This window comes from Paenibacillus gallinarum (assembly GCF_014836635.1).
Lineage (GTDB): Bacteria > Bacillota > Bacilli > Paenibacillales > Paenibacillaceae > Paenibacillus > Paenibacillus gallinarum.
On record NZ_JACSQL010000001.1, the window covers coordinates 388140 to 408096 of the forward strand.

At 42.1% G+C, this 19957-nt stretch carries 15 protein-coding genes; 10 read left to right on the forward strand and 5 right to left on the reverse strand.

Going from position 1 to position 19957, the window contains the following annotated elements; all coding sequences use genetic code 11:
• Window positions 1–4 precede the first annotated feature (4 nt).
• Window positions 5–4453: a carbohydrate binding domain-containing protein gene (locus tag H9647_RS01970; protein ID WP_191797696.1), complete on the forward strand. Its 4449-nt coding sequence runs from the start codon at window positions 5–7 to the stop codon at window positions 4451–4453.
• A 289-nt stretch (window positions 4454–4742) separates the two neighbouring features.
• The gene (locus H9647_RS01975) at window positions 4743–5378 is read left to right on the forward strand and encodes a hypothetical protein (protein ID WP_191797698.1); all 636 of its coding nucleotides are present in this window, start codon (window positions 4743–4745) and stop codon (window positions 5376–5378) included.
• Window positions 5379–5439: 61 nt separating this feature from the next.
• On the opposite strand, the gene H9647_RS01980 is transcribed toward H9647_RS01975, so the two are convergent.
• From H9647_RS01980 to H9647_RS01995, 4 genes are all read right to left on the reverse strand, one after another.
• Window positions 5440–7071 carry a type 2 periplasmic-binding domain-containing protein gene (locus tag H9647_RS01980; protein ID WP_191797700.1) on the reverse strand — a complete coding sequence of 544 codons (1632 nt, stop codon included), beginning with the start codon at window positions 7069–7071 and terminating at the stop codon, window positions 5440–5442.
• A 79-nt stretch (window positions 7072–7150) separates the two neighbouring features.
• On the reverse strand, window positions 7151–8020 hold the full coding sequence (locus H9647_RS01985) for a carbohydrate ABC transporter permease (protein ID WP_191797702.1): 870 nt from the start codon (window positions 8018–8020) through the stop codon (window positions 7151–7153).
• A 15-nt stretch (window positions 8021–8035) separates the two neighbouring features.
• The gene (locus H9647_RS01990; protein ID WP_191798613.1) at window positions 8036–8992 is read right to left on the reverse strand and encodes an ABC transporter permease; all 957 of its coding nucleotides are present in this window, start codon (window positions 8990–8992) and stop codon (window positions 8036–8038) included.
• A 394-nt stretch (window positions 8993–9386) separates the two neighbouring features.
• Window positions 9387–10583, reverse strand: coding sequence for a MalY/PatB family protein (locus H9647_RS01995; protein ID WP_225228999.1), 1197 nt, complete (start codon window positions 10581–10583; stop codon window positions 9387–9389).
• A 98-nt stretch (window positions 10584–10681) separates the two neighbouring features.
• On the opposite strand from H9647_RS01995, the gene H9647_RS02000 reads away from it, so the two are divergent.
• Genes H9647_RS02000 through H9647_RS25935 form a run of 5 tightly spaced genes read left to right on the forward strand, consistent with a single transcriptional unit; the run spans window position 10682 to window position 13294 of the window.
• Window positions 10682–11758, forward strand: coding sequence for an undecaprenyldiphospho-muramoylpentapeptide beta-N-acetylglucosaminyltransferase (locus H9647_RS02000; RefSeq protein WP_191797704.1), 1077 nt, complete (start codon window positions 10682–10684; stop codon window positions 11756–11758).
• Between the two features lie 44 nt (window positions 11759–11802).
• Window positions 11803–12342 carry a DinB family protein gene (locus tag H9647_RS02005; RefSeq protein WP_191797706.1) on the forward strand — a complete coding sequence of 180 codons (540 nt, stop codon included), beginning with the start codon at window positions 11803–11805 and terminating at the stop codon, window positions 12340–12342.
• Window positions 12343–12358: 16 nt separating this feature from the next.
• Window positions 12359–12652 carry an antibiotic biosynthesis monooxygenase family protein gene (locus H9647_RS02010; RefSeq protein WP_191797708.1) on the forward strand — a complete coding sequence of 98 codons (294 nt, stop codon included), beginning with the start codon at window positions 12359–12361 and terminating at the stop codon, window positions 12650–12652.
• Between the two features lie 54 nt (window positions 12653–12706).
• Window positions 12707–13165: a GNAT family N-acetyltransferase gene (locus tag H9647_RS02015; RefSeq protein WP_191797710.1), complete on the forward strand. Its 459-nt coding sequence runs from the start codon at window positions 12707–12709 to the stop codon at window positions 13163–13165.
• A gap of 3 nt (window positions 13166–13168) precedes the next feature.
• Window positions 13169–13294: a hypothetical protein gene (locus H9647_RS25935; RefSeq protein WP_263621301.1), complete on the forward strand. Its 126-nt coding sequence runs from the start codon at window positions 13169–13171 to the stop codon at window positions 13292–13294.
• A 61-nt stretch (window positions 13295–13355) separates the two neighbouring features.
• Here the strand turns inward: H9647_RS25935 and H9647_RS02020 are convergent, their stop codons facing one another.
• Window positions 13356–14441, reverse strand: a complete 1086-nt coding sequence (locus H9647_RS02020) for a Gfo/Idh/MocA family protein (RefSeq protein ID WP_191797712.1) — start codon at window positions 14439–14441, stop codon at window positions 13356–13358.
• Between the two features lie 722 nt (window positions 14442–15163).
• On the opposite strand from H9647_RS02020, the gene H9647_RS02025 reads away from it, so the two are divergent.
• The 3 genes from H9647_RS02025 to H9647_RS02035 all read left to right on the forward strand — a co-directional run bounded on the left by H9647_RS02025 (window position 15164) and on the right by H9647_RS02035 (window position 19946).
• On the forward strand, window positions 15164–18055 hold the full coding sequence (locus H9647_RS02025) for a 2-oxoglutarate dehydrogenase E1 component (protein WP_191797714.1): 2892 nt from the start codon (window positions 15164–15166) through the stop codon (window positions 18053–18055).
• Window positions 18056–18061: 6 nt separating this feature from the next.
• On the forward strand, window positions 18062–19315 hold the full coding sequence (gene odhB, locus H9647_RS02030; RefSeq protein ID WP_191797716.1) for a 2-oxoglutarate dehydrogenase complex dihydrolipoyllysine-residue succinyltransferase: 1254 nt from the start codon (window positions 18062–18064) through the stop codon (window positions 19313–19315).
• Between the two features lie 106 nt (window positions 19316–19421).
• The gene (locus H9647_RS02035) at window positions 19422–19946 is read left to right on the forward strand and encodes a YfiT family bacillithiol transferase (RefSeq protein ID WP_191798615.1); all 525 of its coding nucleotides are present in this window, start codon (window positions 19422–19424) and stop codon (window positions 19944–19946) included.
• Window positions 19947–19957 lie beyond the last annotated feature (11 nt).

Here is a 19957-nt window from a genome sequence, read left to right on the forward strand (position 1 = left end):
TAGGATGAAAAAAGGATTGGCATGTATTGTTACGGGATGTTTAACAGCTTCACTCTTTTTCCCAACATTTTCTGGAGCAGAGGGTGTAGATAATCAGGTGAAAGGAGACTTGCAGGCGAAAAGCCTGCAAGCTTCTGTTCCCTATAAAGACCTGGACAGTCATTGGTCCCAGTCTGCAGTACTTCGTATGCAAGATATGGCTTTATTGCAAGGTTATGCGGATGGTACATTTAAGCCGAATCATGAGATTAACCGAGCTGAGTTTGTTATGATACTCGATCGTGTGTTTGGATTTACAGGTGGGACAGAGTCTCATTCGTTTGCGGACATTACCGCAGGGGATTGGTACTACGATGTGCTGACAAGAGCAAACGGGTCAGGAATTATCCAAGGAACCGATGCGGATCATCTGTCTCCTAAACAACCGATAACTCGTCAGGAAGCTGCCATAATGGTGGATCGTGCTTTTCAGCTTTCGACCGGAATGGAAGAGGAAAGCGAACTGTTGAAGTTTCATGATGCGAATGATGTTTCCAGCTACGCAAAGAAAGCGCTTACCTACTTAACGAATAACCAAATCATGAAAGGTTATCAGGGTAAGCTGTATCCCAAATCTCCAATCACACGTGCAGAGACGGCAGGTCTCCTAGCTGCGATGATCGCGGATATTAAAACCTCTCCGGGAACTTATGAATCCAGCGTAGAGGGGAATCTGATTGTTCGGTCTTCCGATATTACACTCAAAAACACAGTCGTGAAAGGAAACTTGTTGCTTACGGAAGGAATTGGAGATGGGTCCATTGTGCTCCAAGGGGTAACAGTTACGGGGAGTGTCATTGTCAAAGGCGGCGGCAGTCATTCAATAGACATCAGCGACTCCAAGCTGAATCGTATCGTGATTGACAAAAGCGGAGAGCCTGTAAGTGTGAAAATTAAAGAAGGCAGTAACGTACAAGAGATAACCGTTATGCAGAAAGCTAGTGTGGAACTTTCCTCAGATAGCTCGGTCGATTCATTAACGGTCCTCACAAAAGCAGATCAGACACAGATTAATTCTAAAGGGAAAATTAACAAACTGAAAGTCGATGCAGCAAATGTGGTTGTTAATGGCGAAACAGTAAAACCAGGCTTTGTTACTTCTATTAAAGGAGAATCTACACAGCCTGTTCCCTCCCAGCCTGGTAACTCAACAACCGATTCGAGCACTTCCAATCCATCTTCTCCGGGTGGACAAACACCATCAGTACCAGATAGCCCGTCAAATGAGAAGCCTATTCCATCAACGACAATTCCTGATAAAGACTGGAAGCTTGTCTGGAATGACGAATTTAACGGATCTGCTATTGATGATACCAAGTGGACAGTACAGGACACGGGTCTAGTCTATAACAATGAAATGCAATACTATAGTCCGAATAATACCCGCATTGTAAAAGATGAGGATCGAAGCGTTCTTCAAATTGAAGCAAAACGCGAAGAGAAAAGCGGTCAAAAATTCACTTCCGGTAAACTCATCTCTATGGGAAAAGGCGACTTCACCTACGGTAAAGTTGTTGTACGTGCGAAGCTCCCTAAAGAACAAGGTATGTGGCCCGCTTTTTGGATGATGCCGACAGATGAAGCCCACTATGGAGGATGGCCTGCCTCTGGAGAGATCGACATTATGGAGCTCATTGGCGGCGAAGAGAGCCACAACAAAATATACAGTACCTTGCATTATGACAGTGTGAAGTCTGATGGGTCTCATGGACACGATCAGGGAAGCGTCACACTTCCGGATGGAGAATCATTCGCTGATAATTATCATGATTTTCAAGTGGAATGGCTCCCAGGAATGATACGGTTTTATGTTGATGGCAAGCTGCATCATGAAGTAACCAATTGGCAGACAAAGGCTTCAGGTCAGCCGGAATACTACACGTTTCCTGCTCCTTTTGACCGTCCATTCTACCTGATTCTGAATTTGGCAGTTGGAGGAGATTGGCCAGGATCGCCTGATCATGACTTTACTTCAGAAGCAATGAACGTTGATTTTGTTCGTGTATATTCTTACGACAAATTAGACGAATGGCCTGATGTGACAACAGATCCAATTGAGCCTGAAGCACAGCGTGAACCACAAGAGGATGGCAACCAGATCTACAATAATCAATTCTTGGATGGTACTGAAACAAACGGTGTTCCGCAGAAGTGGCAGTTCATTACGAACGAAGGCGGATCAGGAAATGTTAAGGTTGTAGAATATAATGAAAAAGAAAACGCAGTGCAGGTGACCATTGACAAACAGGGGACTGAAAACTATTCAGTTCAGCTCACACAGATGCCGATCTACGTGAAGAAAAATAAAAAATACAAGATAGAGTTCGACGCGAAGGCGTCAGCAAATCGTACGATCTCTTCTAAGGTGACCCAATTTGAAAAAAGTTGGACGAATTACTCGGGAGATCACTCATTTGCGATTACGACAGAGTGGAAAACATACGATTATACATTTGACATGCGAGATGGATCAGACAATAATGCCAGATTTGAATTTAATTTAGGATTGGATAATCATACCGTTATGATCTCTAATGTTCGGCTGAGCGAGGTAGGAGAAGCAGATCCGCTGACTGTAGAGCGGAAGCCGCTGCCTGATGGCAATTACATCTTTAATGGAACATTTGATCAAGGCAAGAACCGTCTTGGATTTTGGTCAAGCTATATTGCTGAAAATGCTGTAGCTGATGTCAGCGTGAACAACTTCTTGAAATTTCCGATTATGGAACGTCAACTGGTTGTTGATGTGAAGCATACGAATGGAGAGCCTGAGCAGGTTGCGGTGAATCAAGGGGATTTGAAGCTAGAGGCGAATACCACCTATGGTTTTTCTTTTGAAGCCAAAGCAGATGCGCCGCGCAGTATGGACATTGATCTGATTAGCGGTGAGGGACATTCCATACAAATTCATCAAGGTCAGAATATCCAGCTTGATCAGGAGACGAAGACGTATACCGGAGAAATCAGTATTGGAGATGGAGAGCCAACTGCAAATTCTGAGTTTAGACTGTTACTTGGCAGCTCTACAGGTACCGTCTATGTGGACAATGTCCGTCTAACAAAACGTGGAAATCCTATTTCCGTTAATGGCTACACACATATACCCGCAACGGAAGCCTGGTCCATGCAGGGCTTACAACTTGAGAATTCAGATGAAGGCGGCCAGCATATCAGTCATATGGAAGAAGGGGATCTACTCCAATACAAGATTGATGTAGCTGCTGACGACGTTTATGTATTATCTGCCCGAATGGCTAGTGCGAAAAATGATTCGAGTATCCGTTTCAGCATCAAGGACGAACAGGGCACTACGGTTGCACAGTCTGTGTACGCTCTTGGAGATACGGGTGGATGGCAGTCATACAATACAGTCTACTTTCGATCTGTTTCTTTAACGGCTGGCAAACATTATTATGTTGATTTTGAGGGTAAGGATTATAATACACGCTGGGTGGATATTTCGCAGAATAAGGTGAAAAATGGAGAATTTGCAGCATCCCAGGAGCATTGGGAGAAGATTCCTAATAATCTGATAACTTCTGATGCCGAAGGCGGAGGAGTACTGATTCAGTTACCCGGCACAAGTAATGATGAATGGTCAGATGTCTTGCTGCAGCAGCAACAGATAAAACTTGATGAAGGAAAGACATACAGGCTCGCATTTGAGGCCTTTGCATCTACTCCGAGATCAGTGCAAGCGGTCGTCTCAAAAAGTGAAGGCGATTATACAAAATATATGGAAGAAAAAATTGAGCTAACCGAAAGTAAGAAACAATATGCTTATACATTTACGATGAATGGTACTTCAGACCCCGCAGCTGTACTAGCATTTGGGTTAGGTGATCCGTCATCTATCGGAAATCATACTGTATCCATCCATAATGTATCGTTAATTGAGGTAAATCCAAGTGCTGATCAGGGTGGACAGCCTATTAACGTCAACCTGATTTCAAACGGTGACTTTTCCAAAGGAACCGATGGTTGGTTTACTTATGTGAATGGGGATACCAAGGAGCTTCAGATAAGTGCTGGTGATCAGAAGCTTCAAGCCCAAATTGGAACGGCTGGGCAGAACCCTTGGGATCGTCAGGTCATTAACGAAGGGTTTGGCATTCAGCGAGATTTTAAATACAAACTTACCTTTAAAGCGAAAGCTGACAAGTCCAGAAAAATGAACGTAGGCATCGGATGGGTCGATACTGCATCCAACTATGAATGGCATGGATTCTTTGGGGAAAAGGTGGATCTAACCACGGAGGAACAACTTTTCACCTTTACATTTAATGCGACAGAGGATAGCTATGCTAATACTAGAATTTCATTTGATATGGGTAATATTTCGGGTGCAGAAGACGGCGATACAATCATCACGTTGTCCGATATCGGCTTGGTTAATATGGGGCCTGTGAAGTAGATTACTAAGCTTTGTGCAGGATATTAATCCGTATTTTAGCTGTAAACTTTAATTTGATGAGGCACCACCATAGTATGGAATGTTACAAGTTATTTTACTTGTGACTGGAGACTAAGGTGGTGTTTTTTCTATAGGAAAACAAACGGAATTGAAACCATTGTGAATAACAACCTCACCCTTATGGAGTTCTGCTTTTTCCATTATTTTACGAATAAACCGATTAATTCACTATATTATTCAGGTTTCATATATAATGGTATAGATTATACAAGGAGGAGAGGTGCAGTTCTTGGAACATCATTTGATCTATGAAGAATCCTTTTGGGGACATGACGTTCGATTAAGACACATTACACAGGGTTCCAATACGCTCGTGGTTTTCTTTCCTGGGCAAAATTACTCTTGTGAACTGCCTGTTCTGTACTACGCTGTTCAAAGCGCTACCTCTCAGGGCATGGATGCCCTGATCTTGGAGTACGGCTTTCAGAGTGCTCGTGTAGCACTGGAGAGAGAACAACGTTCCATCCTTGAAGAAGAAGTATTACAGATGATTAGACGCGGAAGTGAGGGGTATGAACAGCTCATTTTTGTGAGTAAAAGTCTAGGAACCTTGCTTGCCGGATACACGGCTAAACATCTCACGAATCATTCTATCCACCACCTGTATCTAACACCGCTTGATAGTACACTCGCCTATATGCAACATTCGAAAGGTATGGTGATTTACGGGGCTAAGGATTCTTTATTTAGTGAAGAGAGCAGAGCCAAGCTCACTTCTTGTTCTGAACTGAAGGTCCATAAAGTGCTGGACGCAGGTCATGGTCTGGAAACATCAGATCCTAGAAAATCTGCTGAACTAATCTCACAGCTAGTAGAAGAATACATTCGTTTCTTTACGTCAATAGAAGAAATATATTCATCATAAAATAGAAAAAGAGAGTGAGCTAAGGGATTAACCCTTTCGCTGCACTCTCTTTTTTTTGGAATTAACGTGCTTGGTAACGTGCGTAAGCATCCTGATGTATCTTAGTTACTTCTTCGATACCCATTCCTTTAATCGTCTCAACAAAGGTTTCGTAACTTGTAAGAGGCTCATCACCTAAAATAAATTTCGTAACCATTTCATCAACGTAGGTGTTAACCTGACCCATGATTTGGGCTTCTTTTCTTGCTTCATCTTCCGTTTTACGAAGGTTAGGAAGAGCCATTGCATAGTCCGCTTGCATCCAAGCGCTATTTGCTTCTTTTTGCTGATCAAAAGTCATCAGTGCGTCAAGATAACGCGTATCTTGGTTCATTGGTCCATCCATAATAGAAAGTGCATAACTAGCAAGTGCTTGGTCATAAGTCAGACCATCTGGGTTTTTAAGAATCGTATCTGTAAATTCGATAGCGTCACCATTACGGGTGTAACTTTCATTCTCAATACCGAAGTTAAAGAGATCATGTCCTTCCGGACTGTAATTATAATCCATCCACTGAACAATAGCTTTCAGTTTGTCTTTGTCCGCAGAAGTAGTGATGGCTTCACCATAACTTAATACTTTGGTATCAAAACGGAAAGTACTTCTCGATACACCATTCTGATCTTGCGCCCAAGGAGCGCCGACAAGGTTAAAGTTTGGATCTTTTTCAGCCATCATATTAAGGTACTTCGCCATACCGCTAAATACACCGCCATAGTAAGAACCGGCTTGGTTATTCGTAATTTTGTAATCAAAAGCTTTTCCATCATTGGTCATGACTTCTGGATCGATTAGACCTTCTTCATACCACTTTCTCATGGTTGTTAAGAATTCTTTGTAACCTGGTTGAATTGGACCATATTCAATCGTTTCTCCATTCAACTGGAAACCTGCAAGGACACCAAAGGCAGGTGCGAAATCATTCAATTTACTCATGTTACCTGGACCCCAGTTAGCCGTAAAAGGAAGTTCATCTTTTTTGCCGTTGCCATTAGGATCCTGTTCTCTGAATGCTTTCAATACAGTGTACCACTCGTCGATATTTGTAGGTGCTTTCAGATTTAGCTTATCAAGCCAATCTTGACGCAGAATCATGCCTGTTGTTCCATTAAGCTTTACAGAATCTGTACGTAGATAAGGGAACATAAAGATCGTACCATCATCGAGCGAAATTTGTTTACGAACTTCTTCATCTTCAGCAATGATTTTCTTTAGGTTTGGAGCATAAAGGTCGATATACTCATTCAGTTTTATAATTCGTACATCCGCTAGCAGTTTCTCCGGTCCGCCTGATACATCAGCCCAGTTGTAATAAATAATGTCAGGAAGCTGGTTACCCGTAACTAAAAGATTGAATTGATCTTTTTGTTGTCCGAGTGGAGGATGTGTGAAATTCACCTTAATCCCGGTGCGTTTTTCTTTTTCCTGATAAGCTTTTACATCGCTGAATCCATTGCCTGAAGCAATTTTCCCGTCATTTGCTCTCCAATAATTGATTGTCATTGCTTCATCTACAATCGGAAGAGAAATTTCGGTTATCGCTTGTTCGCCTTCAGCTGGCTTAGGGCCTTCCGCCTCTTTAGTTCCACTACATCCTGCAAGAAGCCCTGTTGTCATTACCAAACCAAGCATTATAGACATGACCCTCTTCATATAAACCCTCCTTAACAATCTATAGGATAAAGCTGTACTCGCACCACTTCACATTCAAAGATGATGCAAGTACTTTGCTCTATTCTTTAATGGCTCCAATCAGTGCACCTTGAACAAAATAACGTTGGATAAAAGGATATATCATCAAAATCGGGAGTGTGGAAACAATGATGGTGGCGTACTTGATGTTTTCTCCGATCGCAAATCCGGTGTCATTAGCAGAACCCATCGCTTCGGTACTATTACTAAGTAAAATATCTCGAAGAATGATTTGAATCGGATATAGATCCTGAGATCTCAAGTACAAGAGAGGACCCATAAAATCGTTCCAATGATCAACAGCGTAATAGAGAGTCATTACGGCGATGATCGGTTTAGATAAAGGAACAACGATCTGGAACAGAATTCGGAAGTCATGAGCCCCGTCGATTTTAGCTGACTCGATCAAGGGGAGTGGGATACTCATAAAATTCGTTCTCATGATGATAAAGTTAAAAGTACTGATGGCTGTAGGCAGAATCATGGCAAGTCTCGTATCTAGGAGACCCAAGTTCTGAATAAGTAAGAAAGTAGGGATCATACCGCCGCCAAAAAACATGGTGAAGGTAATCAATTTCATGAAGAAGCTGCGTCCGTATAAATCAGGTCTTGAAAGAGCATACGCAGCGAGTGTCGTCATCAACAGGTTAAGTGCGGTTCCGACAATAACATAAAACAAAGTGTTCATATAACCACTGTAGATCTTTGGATTCTGAAATACTTTCGTATAAGCTTCTATGGAAAATCCTTCTGGGAGCAGCATGAGCGATCGGCTTGCCAAGAGCTGCTGCGGATCAGATATAGAAGAGTTAAATATGTAGAGCATAGGATAAGCACAAAGTAACATCACGAGAAGCAACAGAAAAATATTGATAACGTCAAATACATTTTCGCCAAAGGATTTTTTCATGTTTGGTTCACCTCTCTACCACAGACTGGTTTCATTTGCTTTTCTGCTAATGTAATTGGCACCAAGCAGTAAGGCGAAATTAATGACGGAGTTGAACAAACCAATTGCGGTGGAGTATGCCTGATCGCCAAGAAGCATCCCTTGCCTATATACAAAAGTAGAAATAACATCTGATGTTTCATACGTTGCAGCGGTTTGCATAAGTAAGATCTTCTGGAAATCTGCGTTCATAATGCTGCCCATTCGCAAAATAAGTAGAATAATGACAGTTGGCATGATACCCGGCAGTGTAATATGTAATAATTGGTTCCATCTGCCTGCGCCGTCCATTCTTGCAGCTTCATATTGCTCTGAGTTAATACCGGCAAGTGCTGCGAGGAATAGAATGGAGGCCCATCCTGCACCCTGCCACACATTAGAGAGAATATACATAGGACGAAACATGTCTTTATCGGTAAAAAACATCATCGCCTCAAGACCGAAGAAGCTTCGGATTATATTAAATAGTCCTCCATCTAACGATGAAAAAGTTTTCAACATACCTACAACAACGACTACCGAAATAAAGTGAGGCAGGTAGCTGACCGTTTGTACGGCGCTTTTAAAATATCGGTTTCGCACTTCATTTAGCAGGAGCGCAAGAATGATCGGTGCGGGAAACCCGATAACGAGACTAAGTAAGCTAAGGATTAAGGTGTTGCTCATCAGTCTCCAGAAGTTATAGCTTTCAAAGAACATGGTGAAGTTCTCAAAACCAATCCAGTTTCCGCCCATAATTCCTTTAGCCGGGCTGTAACCGCTCTGGAATGATAGAAGGATCCCATACATGGGTCCATAACAAAAAATAAAGTAATAAGCTAAAACGGGAACAAGCATTAAATAAATGAACTTATTGCGGCGCCATTCTCTCTTGAAAAAATGCATGGCTCCTTTACTTTGAACCGTCTGTTTCACAGCCAAGGGATTATTCATTCCCATGGTTCTGATTCCTCCCCCTCAGGTACATATAATGAATCGGAAATAAACACTATCAAAATATCTGTGAACATCTGTGTTGTAAACAAAATACTACCGAATAAGCGCTTTCATTGTCAATATTTATTTTTAATGTATATTATTTGATTTGGATTGTTGTTTATTTAAATTAATTCATTAGTGATAGAGAATCTTTAATAAATAGTCTTTTATAGGCTTATTTCTTAACATTATAAGGATTAATTTGTAATAATGGTCGTAAAAAAAGATATATTCAACATAAAAATAGAGACAAATAAAATGTCTGAAATAAAGAAAAACAAACAAAAAAGAGTGGGGTTTCGTCATTAGACGAATTTCCACTCTCCATTTTTGATTAAATATGGATCTTTTATCGAGATTGTAAAGCATCTTTTAGTTTATTCATGGCTTGTTCCAGCAAACGTCTGGAACAGGCTACATTCATGCGCATAAATCCTTCTCCGTGTTCGCCAAAGTCAGTGCCGCTGCTGAAGACGAGACCGGCTTTATGAAGCAGAAATTCATAGAGTTCTTTATGAGGTATTTCCAAATTGCGAAAATCAATCCATAGTAAATAGGTTGAGTCGGGCAATTTTACTCTTAATTCTGGTAGATGCGTATGAATGAATTCAGTTACATATACCATATTTTCATGAATATAATCTAGTGTCTCCGAAAGCCAAGGTTCTCCTTCACGGTATGCTGCTTCCGTCGCTGCAATACCGAAAATATTCATAGAAGAGAGCGCATTTTTTTCAATGATCTTTTTAAACTTATCGCGCAGTTCTTCATCAGCTATTACGACATTTGACGTATGCAAGCCTGCGATATTGAAAGTTTTGCTTGCTGCGGTACAGATGATAGAATGCATTTTAGCTTCTTCAGATATCATAGCGTAAGGCGTATGAAGACCTTCTGTGAATACGAGATCTGCGTGGATCTCATCGGAGACGACGATCAGATTATGTTTAACGGCAATCTCCATTACGGATAGTAGTTCTTCTTTGGTCCATACACGTCCAATCGGGTTATGAGGGCTGCATAATACGAGCAGTTTAGCTTTTTCATGTTTTGCAATTTGTTCCAAATGAGCTAGATCCATTTTATAATCGAGCCCATCATGAAGGAGGGGGTTTAAGACCAGTTCCCGTCCATGATTAGATGCTAACTTGTGAAAAGGTCCGTAAACAGGAGGCTGTATGATAATATGATCTCCAGGCTCAGTATAGGCTTCTACTGCCATATTAAGGGCAGGGACGATACCCGGTGTATATACAAGCCACTCTGGGCTCACGTTCCAACCATGACGTTTTTGCATCCAGTCTGTAATGGATCGCTGAAAAGAGGCATTTGGCGTAGCATAGCCGAGTATTCCATGATCTGCTATTTCACGTACCGCTCGCAGAACCGGCTCCGGTGCAGTAAAGTCCATGTCTGCAACCCATAGCGGTATAGCGTCTTTTACCCCAAAGAGCGACTCTATTCCATCCCATTTCACAGAACTTGTCTCTTTGCGGTTAATCATGCGATGAAGCGGATGATCATGATTTGTAGTATTTTTATCCATTAATTAGTTTCCTCCAGCACAATATATAGCATATCAATCCATAATTATTATCTAATAAAGTAGGTTTGAACGCAATGAGACAGGAGTGGAGCATCTAAATGGAACAACAAACGATTGTTTTTACTGGAGGGGGATCTGCCGGACATGTGACGGTGAATTTGGCACTGATTCCTTATTTTCTGAAAAAGGGTGAAAAGGTACATTATATAGGTTCTAGAGACGGCATTGAAAAAGAACTTGTTCAGTCTCTAGAAGAGGTGAGTTATAGAGCAATCGCGACGGGGAAACTGCGCCGGTACCTTAGTGTTAAGAATTTGAAAGATCCTTTTAGAGTGCTAAAAGGGGTAGGTGAAGCTTACCGGTACCTTGGGGATGCGAAACCCTCTATTGTATTTTCGAAAGGCGGGTTTGTATCTGTTCCTGTTGTCCTGGCTGCATGGATGCGCAAAATCCCCGTTGTTCTTCATGAATCGGATCTTACCCCAGGTCTCGCTAACCGAATTGCCCTTCCTTTTGCTACTCAGGTATGTACGACCTTTGAAGAAGCTGCTGAGCATCTAAAAGGAAATAAGGCAGTTCATGTAGGGGCTGTTGTTAGAGAAGAATTGCGGCAAGGCGACAAGGAACGGGCCAGAAGGTGGCTTGGGTTTGAAAAAGAGAAGCCGGTACTGTTATTTATGGGTGGCAGCCTTGGTGCGAAGAAGATGAATGATACTTTGCGGGCTATAGTGACCGAGCTTACTGGGAAATATCAGATTGTCCATCTCTGCGGGAAAGGTCAAGTGAATCTAGAGGTGGATTCGGTAAAAGGCTACAAGGCTTTTGAATATCTTCAGGATGAGCTCCCTGATGTACTTGCGTTAGCGGATATGGTGATTTCAAGGGCAGGTTCGAATGCAATATTTGAATTTTTAACCTTACAAAAACCGATGCTGCTGATCCCATTATCTGAAAAAGTGAGCCGTGGAGATCAACTTTTGAATGCCAAAGCCTTTGAAAAATCAGGATATGCTCAAATTTTATGGGAAGAACATCTTTCTGAAGATACCTTGCTGGAATCTATTCGTTTGCTGGATGAGAATAAAGAAAAGATAAGAGCGAAGATGCTGGATTATAATCGACAAGACGCGATATCAGAAATCATCAAAATCATTGAAAATTCACGTTTGAAATAAGTTTTATTTTGTGGAAAAGCAGGGGATTTCTTGTATCTTGACGAATGAATTCAGAATTGATATCTATTCCAATCTATTTCTGGCGAGGGGATGAAGGCGAAGTGAATACACTGCAAAAAAATTCCTTGATCGTGTCTTTTCACGAATGGCATGACTGGTTCCGTAAGTGGAGTATAGAGAGGAATACGCTTTGGGATACCCCGGTTGCAGCTGAGAAATGGACGGTTCGTGAACTGATTAGTCATATGATGCGATGGGATCGTTATTTTTGGGAAGGTGCCATATCTTTGATTATTTCTGGAGAAGAGAAACAGCTGCAAATTCAGCATCTGGATTTTGATGTATTTAATGAGGCGGCACGTGAACATGCACATACAATTAGTATAGAAGAGCTAGTGCAAGAAACGCTTCATTACCGTGAGCAGATTATCCGCGCGCTTCATGAGTTGCCTGCTGAGGATTGGTCGAAAGAATATAGGGGACTTGATGGCGGACCTTTTACTGTACAAAGTTATGTTGAAGATTTTATTTGGCATGATCGCCATCATATGAAACAACTTGAAGATATGTCTAAATCTTTATAACGAGGAACGATGTACGATGATTCTGGAAAGTGCCATGCTGTATGTAACAAAAGGGAATGAGTCTGCTTTTGAACAAGATTTTGCTAAGGCATCTACGATCATATCAAGCATGACAGGGTATATTCATCACGAGTTGTATAAATGCATGGAGGCAGATCATCAGTATCTGCTGCTAGTTCAATGGGAAACACTGGAGGATCACACGATTGGATTTCGAGGTTCTGAAGGTTATCAGCAGTGGAAGAAGATCCTTCATCACTACTATGATCCTTTTCCAGTAGTAGAACATTTCAAGAAGGTCAGTCTGTAAGTAGTGACCTAAAAAATACAATCTTGAATTCTGCCGCATCAAGGGGGAACACATGTGGAATACACGATCCGGTCACTTGAGAAGGAAGATCCCGTACCTTATGACCTATTACTCCTTGCGGATCCGTCTAAAGCGGTGATAGACGAATACATTCACCGCGGACAGATAAGCGTGGCCGTATCTCATGGAGAAATTATAGGAATTGTGGTGCTGCTGCATACCAGGCCGCAAACTTATGAGATTGTAAATTTGGCAGTGAAAGAGGAGTGTCAGGGTAAGGGCATAGGAAAAGTATTGCTGCGCTATGCACTTGATCAAGCAAAGGATCAGGGAGCCACGACTATGGAGATCGGCACTGGAAATTCAAGTCTGGATCAGCTGGGATTTTATCAAAGAGAAGGGTTCCGGATCACTGGAATTGACCGTGACTTTTTTATTAAACACTATCCTGACCCTATTATAGAAAATGGTATACCTTGTGTAGATATGCTACGTCTGTCCAAGGAGGTGTAGCATATGATTATTGAGATTCTAGTCATTACTTGTGCAGCTTATACTCCTATTATTTATAGCTTAATCAAAAGAATAAGGCGTCTCGAAGAACAGGTCAAAGAGTTGAAGCAGCGAGAAGATTTAATATGAAAATAAGCCATCGTAATCCTCCGCAGGATAGATGGCTTTTTGGTTTTTTTTGATTGCAATGCTATAAATCAGGAATTTCAATCGTCACTTCTTTTTTTGCGGCTGAGGAACGGAGAACTCCGTCAATGATCGCCTGATTATATAAAATTTGCTCACCCGGTATGGGAGCTGGTAACCGCTTTTGAATCGCATTAGCATAGTCAAAAATCTTTGCATGAAATAAATTGATCTGGTGATGTTGAATAGGAAGAGGACTTTCTGTATGATGACCAGCAATGTCGTGATACAGCGTCATACTGCCGATTCGGCCTTCCCAGCCTCCGCTCCAAGGACCGCTTCCTGCAGGAGTAACTTTTAAACCGGCATCGGTTCCAAGAAACATCGTGGGTCCGAGTGTATCCATATGCATAGCCCAGGAGATTTTGTAGCTTAACAAAATATCGCCTTCTAATCGAACCATCGCTGCTCCAAAGTCTTCTACGTTAAACATATTTGCTTCGGGGTGATATTTTGGATTTGTGCCAAAATAATTGGAGGTATAGGCAGATACCGTAAGCGGCTTAGGATAACCTAGCGCATGGAGAACCATATCTAGAGAATAGCAGCCAATGTCCGCCATAGCTCCTGCGCCGGCAAGATCCTTTCTGATGAATGTACCCCCAGGCATACCGCGTCTACGGCCACCGCCTGCTTCGGCAAAATATACCTTCCCAAGCTGTCCATCTTGAATCAGGCTGCGAATGGCCTGCATATTTGGATCGTATCTGGGTTGAAATCCGACAGTAAGCATCTTTCCCGTGCGCTTAGAAGCCTCTACCATTTCAATAGCTTGATCGAGTGTTACAGACATCGGTTTCTCTACCATGACATGTTTTCCTGCATTCAGTGCATCAATGGTAATATTGTAATGAGAGAAGTTCGGTGTGCAGATGCTGACGCCGTCTAAATCCAGTTCCAGCAGATGAAGGTGATCATCATAGGCTTTCGCCATAGGCAGATTCGTTTGTTCTATGAATAAGGATGCTTTGCCTGGAATAATATCCGCAACGGCTACAACCTCTACATAATCAAGTTGTTTATATGCATTTGCATGAGCTCTTGCAATGCCCCCGCTTCCAATGATTCCGATTTTAATTGTACGTTCCAAGCATCATTCCTCCTTTACCAAATCGATCGATTAATGAAATTACGTCTTGCCTTATGGTTACCACAATGTGGCTGAATGAAACCAATGTTTTATATTTATTCTTGTTAGCATCAAAATAATTCTACTCAGCAGGGGAAGAAACTTCAGAACGTAAAAACGTAAGATCAACTTGTCCATTAGGCGGAAAAGTATAAAATCCATTCAAATCGTGAAAAGTGGGGTACTATACAGGTATAGTTAACTTCTTTTATGAGAGAAGATTTGCATGATTTTTGTTTTCTTACTCGTTATTTGGTAGAATCAATAATTGGTGTATTGATGCGTAAATTGATTCATCTAATAAATGCATCAATTACCTTTAAAATTGGAAATGCTCTTCGCTTCAAATGTTTATAGAATAGAATTAGGAATTAAAACCATCCCTTGGGATCGGTAGAATAATTAAATGAGGTGACCGCCTTGGGCTAACATGAGCATCAGATTACATCTACTACTTTATGAAAAAAAAGAAACTCACCGATTTAGATTTAGTGTGAGTGCCCGTAATTCATGAACTATGTAGTAATGTAATGAAAGATGAGAATGACCAAAGAGCGATTCATTACTGAAGTTAATTCATATTCTCTTCACATTAACGAATTATAATATGTTTTTAATTGATTACATTTTTATATGGTATTCCGTCCTGGAACAATCCAAAATAATTGACGGAGGGAACATTTATGGCTAACGAAGATGGCAATATGCAAAGCCCTTGGAAAGCTTATTACGGACCTAACATGGGTTACGTACAAGAACAATACGAGATTTTTACAGTAAATCCGGATTCAGTAGATGCTGAATATCGTTTGCTTTTTGAGCAATGGGGACCTCCCCCTGAAGAGGAAATAATAACTATTAATGAGACAGGGAGTACAGTTGCTTCCGGTATAGCTGATATCCATCTTTTGAGGAAAGCGGTTACAATAGGCGAATTAGTTCAAAATATACGAAGATTCGGTCATTTAAAAGCGAATATTGATCCTCTTGGAATCAGTGAAAATACAGATACAGATCTTCTATCTCCTGGGCATTTCGGTCTTAGCGAGCAGGATTTAAGATCATTGCCGGCCTCTATTGTTTGGGAGAATGCAGATCAGACGACCAAAACAGCTTTGGACGCTATTACACGTCTGAATGAATTGTATACAGGGCCGATCGCTTTTGAGTTCACTCATATTCAGGACGAAGAGGAACGGAAGTGGCTTAATGAATATATTGAGTCGGGTAAATTACAAGAGGAACTTAAAGAAGAAGAACGAAAAACACTTTTAAAACGTTTGGTAGAAGTAGAACAGTTTGAGCAATTTTTGCACAAGACATTCGTCGGACAAAAATGGTTTTCTATCGAAGGTAATGACATGCTTGTCCCTATGCTTGACACCTTTATTGATACGATGATGGATGCAGGTTCGCGTCATATTTTAATGGGGATGGCTCATAGGGGACGCCTCAATGTTCTTGCACATGTTCTTGGAAAACCTTACGGCAAAATCTTCTCGAAGTTCCATCAAGCGATAAACAGGGATCTGGTTCCTTCGGAATCATCTTCCGGTGTGAACTATGGATGGACGGGTGACGTAAAATATCATTTAGGTGCTACACGCACGCTTAAAAAAGATGATAACACTCAGGCCAAAATCACACTTGCGAATAACCCGAGTCACTTGGAGTACGTAAACCCTGTCGTTCAAGGTTTCGCTCGTGCGGCTCAAGAAGAACGCAGTGATTCTGGTTATCCTAAACAGGATGTATCCAAAGCCGCCACGATTCTAATGCACGGTGACGCTGCTTTTCCTGGTGAAGGTATTGTAGCCGAAACTTTGAATTTCAAAGCGCTGAAAGGCTACCAGAATGGCGGAACACTTCATGTTATCGTAAATAATCGAGTAGGTTTCACAACGAACAGCGATGACTCACGGTCTACGCTTTATTCTAGCGACCTGGCAAAAGGGTATGAAATTCCGATTGTACACGTTAATGCGGATCATCCTGAAGCATGTATTGCCGCGATGAGACTTGCATCAGCGTACCGTAACCGGTACAAGAAAGACTTTTTAATAGATCTGATTGGTTATCGCCGTTACGGTCATAATGAGACAGATGATCCGGAAACGACACAACCTATTGTGTACAAAAAGGTCAAAAAACACGCATTAGTTACCGAGCTGTACGCTGAGTATCTTAGCAAAAAAGGATTGTCATCGGATCTACTGACTGAATACCGAACGGAAGCTCAGCGTGTCTTGAAACAGGCTTACGAGGAAGTAAAACAAGGAACGGTAAGTCATGAAGAAGTTCATGATAAAGTAGATGCTGGCACCAAGCGTCTGGATAAACCAGAACGAATGACGAATATGCCTACTGGCGTGCCACTAGATAAACTTCGCGAGATCAATTCAGAATTACTGAAATGGCCGGAAGGATTCAAGGTGTATCCGAAGCTGCAGAGGATTCTACAACGTCGTCAGAATGCTTTGGATGAGGGAGAAAAGGTAGACTGGAGTTTGGCTGAAACATTGGCCTTTGCTTCCATCCTTGCGGATGGCAAACCAATTCGAATGACGGGTCAAGATGCACAGCGTGCAACGTTTGCCCATCGTAACCTTGTTCTTCATGATGCTGAGACAGGAGAAGAGTACAACGTGCTGCATCGTTTACCACAAGCTAAAGCGTCGTTTGCTCTTCATAACAGTCCTTTATCGGAAGAATCCGTTCTTGGATTTGAGTATGGATATAATGTCTTCTCTCCAGAGACGCTTGTCATCTGGGAAGCACAATTCGGCGATTTTGCTAACTGTGCTCAAGTTGTCTTTGATCAGTTTATATCTTCTGGCCGTTCAAAATGGTCTCAGAATTCGAGTTTGGTTATGCTTTTACCTCACGCAAGTGAAGGACAGGGGCCTGAACATACAAGTGCAAGATTAGAGCGTTTCCTGCAGATGAGTGCGGATGATAACTGGATTATTGCTAATCTCTCAAGTAGTGCGCAATACTTTCACTTACTTCGCCGTCAAGCTGCTTTGACGGAAACAGACGATGCTAGACCGCTCGTATTGATGTCACCGAAGAGCCTCATTCGTAACCCTAGAGTAGCATCGCCAGCAAAACTGCTTAGCGAAGGCAGTTTCCAGGCAGTACTCGAACAACCTAACCTTGGTATACAGTCAGAGGGGGTTGAACGCGTACTGTTATGCAGCGGCAAGATAGCTATTGATCTAGAAGAGGCGATTGATAAGGATAAGGAAAAAGACTGGTCCTGGCTTCATATTATCCGTGTAGAACAGCTGTATCCGTTCCCTGAACAGGAAATTAAACGGATACTAGCTAGATTCCGCAATCTGAAAGAACTCGTATGGACTCAGGAAGAACCTAAGAATATGGGAGCTTGGACTTATATGGAACCTAAGCTTCGGGGTCTTGCACCTGAAGGTATTAAGGTGGAGTATGCTGGACGGATCGAACATTCAAGCCCAGCTACGGGATTCCAGCATGTTCATATCCAAGAACAACAACAAATTCTCGCTAAAGTATTGAAACAAAATTCGAAGAAAAACATACCACTGGGGAGGTAGCTTGCTTTGAGCGAAATTAAAGTACCGGCTATGGGGGAATCCATCACGGAAGGGACAATATCCAGATGGGTCGTTAAAGAAGGAGATTCTGTTAATCAAGGAGATGTACTTCTAGAAGTTGAAACCGATAAAGTAAATATCGAAATTAGTGCGGAAGAAAGCGGTGTGATCACCAGTATCTTGCACCAAGAAGGAGATACGGTACAGATCGGGGAAGCAATTGCTCTACTTGAAGCAGGTGCAGGTGCCAAGGAATCAGCGGCAACGTCAGTGCAGGCTCCGGAAGCTCCGGCTCCTGCAGCTCCAGAACCAGCTCCTGTACAAAGTGAGCAAAAAGAGGAAACTTCTGAGAGTGGAAGCCCTAAAGCTTCTCCATCTGCACGCAAGCTTGCTCGTGAGCGTGGTATTGATCTCGATCAAGTACAGGGCCGCGATCCCATTGGACGTATCTATCAAGAAGATGTGAAAACTCATGGGTCGGTGCAAGCAGCGCCTGTTGCATCACCTAGTAAGTCTGCTAGTGCTCCATCTGCTCCGAAAGAGCAAGCAAGCTTCAGTAAACCAGTAGAACGTCAAAGAATGTCTCGCCGCCGTGCGACCATTGCGAAGCGTCTTGTCGAGGCTCAACAAACTGCGGCTATGCTGACTACATTTAACGAAGTCGATATGACTGCAATCCTTGATGTTCGTAAACGTCGTAAAGACAAATTTAAAGAAAAACATGATGTGGGACTTGGCTTTATGTCATTCTTTACGAAAGCAGTTGTAGGTGCATTAAAACAATTTCCAACAGTTAACGCGGAGATTGATGGCGACGATGTTATTCTTAAAAAATATTATGATATCGGTATAGCTGTATCTGCGAAAGAAGGACTTGTTGTTCCTGTTGTCCGCGATGCTGACCGTTTGAGTTTTGCCGAAATCGAGCGCAATATTGGAGAACTTGCTTCTAAAGCGCGTTCGAACACATTATCTCTGAATGAACTGCAAGGTGGTACATTCACCATCACAAATGGCGGAGTATTTGGTTCACTCTTATCTACTCCGATCCTGAATGCTCCTCAAGTAGGGATTTTGGGTATGCATAAGATTCAAGTTCGTCCAGTAGCTATTGATGATGAGCGTATGGAGAATCGTCCAATGATGTATATTGCCCTATCCTATGACCACCGTATTATTGACGGCAGCGAAGCAGTTCGCTTCCTTGTAACGGTGAAGGAATTGTTAGAGGATCCAGAATCACTGTTGCTTGAAGGATAAGAAGGCGGAATATTGAATAATAAGAAGGACAGGTGCGCGCATCTTATGTGGCGGCTTGTTCTTCTTTTTATATCAGTTTTAGTAGGAGGAAACGGAAATGCTGAGTATTGTAGAGTTACAATATCCGATTGGGCAAGAGGAAGATAAGCCCGTAACTGAGGAAAACCTCAAAGAATGGATTAAAAATCTGGAAGAGTTACCTCTGAAGTTAAAAGAAGCGGTAGCAGATTTATCCGATGAACAGCTAAACACTCCTTATCGTCCGAATGGATGGTCTGTTAAGCAAGTTGTTCATCATGTGGCAGATAGCCATATGAATAGTTTTATTCGGTGTAAACTCGCTTTAACAGAGAGCAATCCAACGATCACACCATACGAAGAAACGTTATGGGCTGACATGCCCGACGCAAACTTAATGCCAATTGCCCCTTCCTTACATATCATAGAAGGTCTTCATACACGCTGGGCTACACTGCTTCATTCACTGTCCCCAGAAGATTATCAGCGGACATTTTATCATCCAGGTTCTCAGAAGACGATAACTCTTGGCGAGTTTGCACGCCTCTATTCGTGGCATAGTCTTCATCATACTGCCCATATTACTTCACTTCGCGGGCGTATGGAGTGGTAGACATAGTACGA

Coding starts and splice junctions, on each gene's coding strand:
- H9647_RS02025 (WP_191797714.1), top strand. CDS start 15,164: ATGGCTAACGAAGATGGCAATATGCAAAGCCCTTGGAAAGCTTATTAC.
- H9647_RS01980 (WP_191797700.1), bottom strand. CDS start 7,071: ATGAAGAGGGTCATGTCTATAATGCTTGGTTTGGTAATGACAACAGGG.
- H9647_RS01995 (WP_225228999.1), bottom strand. CDS start 10,583: ATGGATAAAAATACTACAAATCATGATCATCCGCTTCATCGCATGATT.
- H9647_RS02005 (WP_191797706.1), top strand. CDS start 11,803: ATGAATTCAGAATTGATATCTATTCCAATCTATTTCTGGCGAGGGGAT.
- H9647_RS01985 (WP_191797702.1), bottom strand. CDS start 8,020: ATGAAAAAATCCTTTGGCGAAAATGTATTTGACGTTATCAATATTTTT.
- H9647_RS01990 (WP_191798613.1), bottom strand. CDS start 8,992: ATGAATAATCCCTTGGCTGTGAAACAGACGGTTCAAAGTAAAGGAGCC.
- H9647_RS02000 (WP_191797704.1), top strand. CDS start 10,682: ATGGAACAACAAACGATTGTTTTTACTGGAGGGGGATCTGCCGGACAT.
- H9647_RS02010 (WP_191797708.1), top strand. CDS start 12,359: ATGATTCTGGAAAGTGCCATGCTGTATGTAACAAAAGGGAATGAGTCT.
- H9647_RS01970 (WP_191797696.1), top strand. CDS start 5: ATGAAAAAAGGATTGGCATGTATTGTTACGGGATGTTTAACAGCTTCA.
- H9647_RS25935 (WP_263621301.1), top strand. CDS start 13,169: ATGATTATTGAGATTCTAGTCATTACTTGTGCAGCTTATACTCCTATT.